Origin of the sequence: Sporosarcina sp. D27, assembly GCF_000586555.1 — a bacterium.
Classification (GTDB): Bacteria; Bacillota; Bacilli; order Bacillales_A; family Planococcaceae; genus Sporosarcina.
In genome coordinates this window covers 43,754-50,771 of sequence record NZ_AZUC01000015.1, presented here as the reverse complement: position 1 = coordinate 50,771, position 7,018 = coordinate 43,754, and the positions used below count along the sequence as shown (strand labels likewise).

Sequence of the window (7,018 nt, the reverse complement as noted above, 5' to 3'; positions counted from 1 at the left end):
CCAGGGTCTTCAAGCTTCGCTTATCCCTCCGGAGTCGCCGCTCTCCGCTACAATCAACAGGATCTCTCAACTATCAAATGAGGTGATGGAAATAATGATGAAGAATCAAATCAAAGAACGGGAACAGATGGAAATGCTTGCGATCGAACAATTAGTTTTGCGAGACCATCTGGTCCTTAAAATAGAGGCAGCAATTGATTTTTCCTTCATTTATCAATAGGTTGGAGAACAATATTACCTATATGGGAGACCAGCATACAGTTGTACTTAATAAAATGTAATTTATTTAATACCCTAAACCCACTTAGGGTTGTCCATCGCGTACCATGCTTCTCCTTGGCATCGGCAAAAACGCGTTCAGCGGTCTCTTTACATTTCCTTAGACTTCCTTGATTTCATATCGTTGTCTCAAGTCTTCTACTACATCTAGTTATTCTTGCCAGCTGGACATGGAGCACTCCGATTGCATTCTTTGATTGAATGATGTAATTGTGTCAAAGAACGTTCAGTTGATTGAAGTGCAGGACGGCGACTCCTGGGGATCAGCGCAGCGCGAAGACCCCGCAGGAGCGAAGCGACGAGGAGGCTGAGGGCAAGCCCCCGGAAAGCGCCCGTCCGGAACGGAGATCAACGGCCTGTCATCCTTCATTTCCAGAATCAACGATGCCAAACGACAAAAGGGATGGAAATCAAATCGATTTCCATCCCTTTTGTTTGCAGTCTGAAGCCCCATTCCTAAAATAGGAATGGGGCTTTTCAATATTCTAAAGTGCTGGGTCCATTTGTTTTTCCATGGCGCGATGAGGAATATCCGCGTCCATGAATTCGGGAGAAGTGACACCATACCCAAGTTTCTCGTAAAAAGGAATTGCATAAGACTGAGCATTCAACAAGATTTTGTGAATGCCAGTCTTTTTTGCATGTTCCTCAAGAGCGTTCATAATTAGTACACCAAGGTGTTGGCCACGATATTCTTTTAATACACAAACACGTTCCACCTTCCCCACTTCACTGGCGATACTTCTGATGCGACCAGCAGCGATTGCTTTCTGCCCATCATAGACGACGAAATGGGATGCAGACGTGTCGTGCTCGTCAATTTCCATCGTTAGGGGAACCCCTTGTTCTTCTACAAATACTTTCTTCCGTACAGTAAATGCAGCTTCACGTTCTTGTTCAGACGCGGCGATCTTCACCTCGTACAAATCAGTTTTCCTCTTGTAGACGGAACGTTTCGTATACTGTCCACGAGCCGTCCTCTAGTTGATACAGAAGATGGATGCGATCAATGATCTCTGAGTGATCTGCACCAAGCATCTTTAATTGACCGATAATGTCATCATGCTCACCGGAAGTTAGACTTTGAGCAATTGTTATGTGAGGAACGAACGCATATTGTGGTAGTGGACCGAAAAACTCCTCATTATTGAGAGCTTTGTGCAAAGCAAGTAGCTCCTCATTTGGGGCAACTTTAAAATATATAGTATTTGTTATTGGCGCAAAAGAGCTTACTTTTGAAACGTTCAGCTCGAATGGCTTGTTTTTCATTGCTACGTTACGCAATGCTTCAGCCACTTCTCTAATTTCAGTTTCATCTGCCTCGAAAACACCTTTTACAGTCATATGAGGAGTGATTTGAGCGTAGTGAGGATCATACCGTTTGCGATATCCATTTGCTAGATCTTGCAATTTTTTTGATGGAAATGCTACAACGCCGTATTTCATGTAAAAAACCTCCTTAGGAAAGTGAATACAACTCTTCTTTTAAGTATAGCAGAATTGTTTGGAATTGTCCGATTGGTTATTGTCCGTATACCATTTGGACAGCACGACGCACATCTGGCTGCCAATATTTCCAGGTATGCTCTCCATTAAATTCTTCATAGAAGTACGGAAATCCTTTATTTCCAAATAATTTGTTGAGCTCACGATTCGGAGTCAAAAAGTCTTGTTTTCCATCGACAGTCGTAGCAACTTGGGTTTCCCCAGTTCCGATGACGTGATAAACCGATAGACATGAAGGGTTCTTAGCTGAATTTACCGCTTCAAGCACATTTTCGTCCACATAAGGAGAATGGAGTATGACTTTGCCAAAACAATTTGGATATTGCAATGCAGCCTGTAAAGAAACTGTGGCAGCAAGAGAATCACCAATCAGTCCTCGCCCTCCGCCAATTTGATAAGTCGGATAATGCTCGTCTATATAAGGGACGAGTTCGTGGACGAGGAAACGGATGTAGTCTTTTTGACGATTTCCATCTGGATGATACATTCTACGACGTTCAGCAACAGATTTGTATGGAATGCCAACAACGATAACATTTTCAATCTCTTCCTTATCTAAATATTCATCTATAACTTTTCCGATTCTTCCATACTGAAAATAGTCTTTTCCATCTGATGCAAAAAGGACCGAGTATTTATATAGTGGAGAATAATTATACGGAAGGTAAATGAGCAGCTCCATTTCTTCCTGAAGTTCTTTGCTGTAAAATTGAATATCATGAATTTTTCCATTGTTCATCATGTAACCCCCTCACAAGTCTATTCAAGGAAATTGTAACATAGGATGGTTAGAGGGTATAATGTGCACGATTGGCGGAAAGTCGGGCAGCTAGAAATTAGAAGGGGATGGTAGCTATGTTTGACGGAAAAAGCAAAGTACGATCAGAAGTAATTGCACTAGCAACAAAAGAAGCGTTGCAGCGCCGTGGGGTAGAGCTGATAGATATCGCGAAAATCGTCTATGAAATGCAAGCGCCTTATAATGAAGAGCTACAGCTTGAACAGTGTGTGGACTCTGTCGTGAATGTATTGAAAAAGCGCGAACTTCAACATGCGATACTAGTTGGCATTGAGCTGGACGAGCTTTGTGAACAAGGCAAATTATCTAAACCGTTACAAGATATCGTTGAATCGGATGAAGGTCTTTTCGGAGTAGATGAAACAATTGCTCTAGGAGCCGTATTTACATATGGTTCGATTGCAGTGACGACGTTTGGTCACTTAGATAAAAACAAAGTCGGTATTATTAATGATTTAGATACTAAAAAAGGAAATAAAGTCCATACATTTCTAGATGATTTAGTAGCAAGTGTTGCATCATGTGCGGCAGCTCGAATTGCCCATCGATCACGTGATCTGGAAGAGGCCGGATTGACGTTCGACGATGTGAAAGATGCTGCGAAGTAAGAAAATGACAAAAAATTAGAATTGAAAAGAGTGATAAATCGCTCTTTTCTTTTTTATGTATACATAATGAAAACGGTTGCAAATAATTTTGTTTTCTGAAAAAGATTGACAATTGAACCCGCTTACATGGTAGAATATACATTACTAGAGGAATAGATAAATAGGGGGTTATTGGATGAATAAGAAACTTTTAGGGCTCATCTCGATGCTACTCATTGCAGTGCTTGCACTTGCAGCGTGTGGCACATCAGATGATGCTGGGGAAAAGGAAGATGGAGCAAAAGGGGATTCAGATAGCAGTAAAGAATATAAGTTCCTTAGTGTATTAACTGGAGGAACTCAAGGTACGTACTACGCTCTTGGTGGTGCCATTGCGGAGTTCATCGAAAAAGATACAGGTGTAAAAACATCAGCTGAAGTATCTCAGGCTTCCGCAGCTAACATGACAGCACTTAAAGACGGGGATGCTGAAATCGCTTTCGTACAAACGGATATCGCGTATTATGCACAAGAAGGCGAAATGATGTTTAAGGATGATAAAGTCGATACAGTTTCTGCAATTGGCTCACTTTATCCTGAAACTGTACAACTAGTGACACTGGACAAGACGGGAATTAAAACATTTGATGATTTGAAAGGTAAGAAAGTGTCTGTTGGAGCTCCTGGCTCTGGTACGTATGCAAATGCAGAGCAACTTCTTGAAATCCACGGTTTGACAATGGAAGATATCAAGCCACAAAACCTGGACTTTGGGGAGTCTCAGGAAAGTTTACAAGCAGGTCAAATTGACGCGGCATTCATTACAGCTGGAACTCCAACTGGTGCTGTTGAAGGTTTGAACGCAGTAGCGAAAGTTTTTGTAGTACCTGTTGAAGATGACAAGGCAGATGAACTCATCAGCAAGTATAAATACTATGCTAAAGAAGTTATTCCAGCTGGAACTTATGGTTTGGCTGAAGATACACCTACTGTTTCAGTAGGAGCTATGCTTGTTATCCAAAACGAAGTTCCTGAAGATCTTGCTTATGAAATTACAAAAGCAATTTACGACAATGCACCAAAACTTCAGCACGCAAAAGGGAAACTAATCAAAGCTGAAACTGGCCTTGACGGAATTGGGATTCCAGTACACCCAGGTGCTCAAAAGTACTTTGACGAAGTAAACAAATAAGAAATGAAAGAGGGAATGGGGCGGTGAGGCGATCGATGCTTCATTCGTCCCTTCTGCATTCTTAGAACTGTATAAAGAGGTGAGCGGATGAAACGATGGGGGATTCCGCTTGGTTTGCTCATTGTAATTTTTCTAATTGTCAGTAGTCTAACGATTCCAGTAAAACGAGCATTTACGTTTACAGAAACGAGGACGGAAAATCCCCAAATGACGTATCGACTCTTATCGGATGACTTGGAATTTCAAATCCGATATGTCCATTCGATTTTTTTAACAGATGTACTAGAAACCTATCAGGTACAGGAGGACAGTTCGTTAAAATTTCTAACGATGCGTTATGAAGATGTTGGAATTGGTCTTCCGGGATTTGCAGAAGAAGGAGAAACATTGTCTGTGACGGAAGATGGCATTTATACACTTACATATGAGGATAAAGTAGTCGATTCTTTTGTACTTTATATTGGAGATGTAGATGCACAATTAGCATTTCGTTATAAAGGGAAAGAAACGAATTTAAAAGCTTACTTGGAACGTGGACATTCGTACGAATTCCGTGTGAAAAAATTAACCCTATATGAAATCATGAAAGGAGTCAACTTGAATGGCAAAGCGAAAGAAAGAACAGAAAGTGGATCCGATAACTAATCCAAATGATGAGCGTTTTGAAACACTTTCCGAAAAGGAACAGTTAGAGCTCCTTCAAAAATACGACCCTGAATCCAACACGAGGGATTTAGGAGGCATACTCCGCAAGATTGTGTTTTTTGGCCTGTTAGCATTTTCAATTTTTCAATTGTATACCTCAATCGGAACACCGTTCACAGCCTATATTCAGCGATCGATTCACTTAGGATTTGCGCTATCTCTGATTTTTCTACTGTTTCCGGCACGTAAAAAACCAGGGGAGAAACGAAACAAAGTTCCATTTTATGATATGATCTTGTCTCTTCTTTCTATTGGTGTTGGATTGTACTGGCCGCTCAATATGAACGAACTCGTTTTAAGAGTAGGTCGTGTGTCTGATTTAGACTTGATCGTCGGGATATTGGCTGTCCTATTAACGATGGAAGCAGCTCGTCGTGCTGTAGGCTTACCAATTACGATTATTTCAGGTGTGTTCTTAGTTTATGCATTTTTCGGACCTTATTTCCCAGGTTTCCTAGCACACAGAGGTCAGAATTTAGATAATCTAGTCCAGTTGATGTTCTTTACAACAGACGGGATTCTAGGAACACCGATTAGCGTATCTGCTACCTTCATTTTCGTGTTCCTGTTGTTCGGGGCATTCCTTGTGAAAACGGGAGTCGGCAACTATTTCAATGATTTAGCAGTTGTACTGGCAGGTAAATTGACAGGTGGACCAGCAAAAGTTGCAATCTTCTCAAGTGCTCTGCAAGGAACAATTTCCGGTAGTTCTGTAGCAAACGTTGTTGGATCAGGTTCTTATACAATTCCAATGATGAAGAAGCTCGGCTATCGAAAAGAATTTGCTGGCGGTGTTGAAGCAGCTGCTTCAACAGGGGGACAGATCATGCCACCAATCATGGGGGCTGCTGCGTTCTTGATGGTGGAATTCATTGGCGGCGTTACGTATTGGGAAATTGCTAAAGCAGCTACAATACCAGCGTTGCTGTATTTCACAGGTATTTGGATTATGACGCATTTTGAAGCAAAACGGGTCGGACTAGAAGGAATGAAACCTGAAGAGATTCCGAATCGTAAAGAAACATTGAAAAAGATTTACTTACTACTTCCTATCATCGGAATCATTGTATTCTTGTTACTTGGTATTCCAACGATGAAAGCTGCGTTACTCGGAATTGTGTTAACACTTGTTGTTAGTTCGTTCAACAAAGAGACACGTCTCGGATTTAAAGATATTATTCAAGCACTTGTGGACGGTGCACGTACAGCACTCGCTGTAGCTGCAGCGACAGCTTGTGCAGGTATTATTGTCGGAGTAGTTGTAAAAACAGGTCTTGGACTAAGTTTAGCAAATGGACTTGTGTCAGCTGCTGGAGGAAACATTTTGCTAACGCTTATCTTTACAATGTTTGCTGCAATCGTTCTTGGAATGGGTTCACCAACTACAGCAAACTATGTCATCACTTCTACGATTGCAGCACCAGCAATCATTACGTTGCTGATGTTGGATACACCAGATGCAACAGTACCGGTAGTCGTTGCGATTTCTGCTCACTTGTTCGTATTCTACTTCGGTATTATTGCAGATATCACACCGCCAGTTGCGCTCGCAGCTTTTGCAGCTTCCGGAATCTCAGGTGGAGATCCGATTAAGACTGGTGTCACATCGGCCAAACTTGCCATCGCGGCTTTCATTATTCCGTATATGTTTGTATTTAACCCTGCCATGCTCATGATTGACGCCAGTGTGTGGGAAATTATTTGGGTGACCGTCACGGCCATAATCGGGATGATAGCAATAGGCGCAGGTCTGATTGGCTTCTGGTATCGAAAAATCAACTGGATCGAACGAATCATTACGGTTGCGACGGGGATGATGCTGATCTATCCAGAAACGAAAACGGATTTTATCGGACTTGGATTGTTTGTTATTCTGTTTGCAATTCAACTAGTCACTAAAGACAAAAACAAAGAAGAAGAAACCGCAACTGTATAATTCCAGCCCGTCTG

Annotated in this window: 8 protein-coding genes; 5 read left to right on the top strand and 3 right to left on the bottom strand. The window is 41.7% G+C overall.

All coding sequences use genetic code 11. From position 1 onward, the window contains the following. The coding region (locus N693_RS20795) for a hypothetical protein (protein ID WP_216593576.1) at positions 1 to 220 on the top strand (220 nt) is incomplete at its 5' end. Between the two features lie 544 nt (positions 221 to 764). Here the strand turns inward: N693_RS20795 and N693_RS0104625 are convergent. The 3 genes from N693_RS0104625 to N693_RS0104615 form a co-directional block, all read right to left on the bottom strand. Further along, positions 765 to 1,205, bottom strand: a complete 441-nt coding sequence (locus N693_RS0104625) for a GNAT family N-acetyltransferase (protein ID WP_025783623.1) — start codon at positions 1,203 to 1,205, stop codon at positions 765 to 767. A gap of 1 nt (position 1,206) precedes the next feature. Beyond that, positions 1,207 to 1,725, bottom strand: coding sequence for a YjcG family protein (locus N693_RS0104620; protein WP_025783622.1), 519 nt, complete (start codon positions 1,723 to 1,725; stop codon positions 1,207 to 1,209). A 76-nt stretch (positions 1,726 to 1,801) separates the two neighbouring features. Beyond that, the gene (locus N693_RS0104615; protein WP_025783621.1) at positions 1,802 to 2,524 is read right to left on the bottom strand and encodes an esterase family protein; all 723 of its coding nucleotides are present in this window, start codon (positions 2,522 to 2,524) and stop codon (positions 1,802 to 1,804) included. Positions 2,525 to 2,640: 116 nt separating this feature from the next. Here N693_RS0104615 and N693_RS0104610 point away from each other — a divergent pair, with 116 nt between their 5' ends. From N693_RS0104610 to N693_RS0104595, 4 genes are all read left to right on the top strand, one after another. Continuing rightward, positions 2,641 to 3,192 (top strand): phosphatidylglycerophosphatase A, encoded by a 552-nt coding sequence (locus N693_RS0104610; RefSeq protein ID WP_025783620.1) that lies wholly within the window; start codon positions 2,641 to 2,643, stop codon positions 3,190 to 3,192. A gap of 175 nt (positions 3,193 to 3,367) precedes the next feature. Further along, on the top strand, positions 3,368 to 4,363 hold the full coding sequence (locus tag N693_RS0104605; protein WP_025783619.1) for a TAXI family TRAP transporter solute-binding subunit: 996 nt from the start codon (positions 3,368 to 3,370) through the stop codon (positions 4,361 to 4,363). A gap of 87 nt (positions 4,364 to 4,450) precedes the next feature. Then, entirely contained in the window at positions 4,451 to 5,008 is a 558-nt protein-coding gene (locus N693_RS0104600) for a DUF1850 domain-containing protein (RefSeq protein WP_025783618.1), read from the top strand. After that, the gene (locus N693_RS0104595; protein ID WP_025783617.1) at positions 4,965 to 7,004 is read left to right on the top strand and encodes a TRAP transporter permease; all 2,040 of its coding nucleotides are present in this window, start codon (positions 4,965 to 4,967) and stop codon (positions 7,002 to 7,004) included. Before N693_RS0104600 ends, N693_RS0104595 begins: the two co-directional genes overlap by 44 nt. The last annotated feature ends 14 nt before the right edge of the window (positions 7,005 to 7,018 follow it).

Excerpts from the sequence above, each read along its gene's own strand:
- N693_RS0104620 (WP_025783622.1), bottom strand. The coding sequence starts at position 1,725 with ATGAAATACGGCGTTGTAGCATTTCCATCAAAAAAATTGCAAGATCTA.
- N693_RS0104615 (WP_025783621.1), bottom strand. The coding sequence starts at position 2,524 with ATGAACAATGGAAAAATTCATGATATTCAATTTTACAGCAAAGAACTT.
- N693_RS0104610 (WP_025783620.1), top strand. The coding sequence starts at position 2,641 with ATGTTTGACGGAAAAAGCAAAGTACGATCAGAAGTAATTGCACTAGCA.
- N693_RS0104605 (WP_025783619.1), top strand. The coding sequence starts at position 3,368 with ATGAATAAGAAACTTTTAGGGCTCATCTCGATGCTACTCATTGCAGTG.
- N693_RS0104600 (WP_025783618.1), top strand. The coding sequence starts at position 4,451 with ATGAAACGATGGGGGATTCCGCTTGGTTTGCTCATTGTAATTTTTCTA.
- N693_RS0104595 (WP_025783617.1), top strand. The coding sequence starts at position 4,965 with ATGGCAAAGCGAAAGAAAGAACAGAAAGTGGATCCGATAACTAATCCA.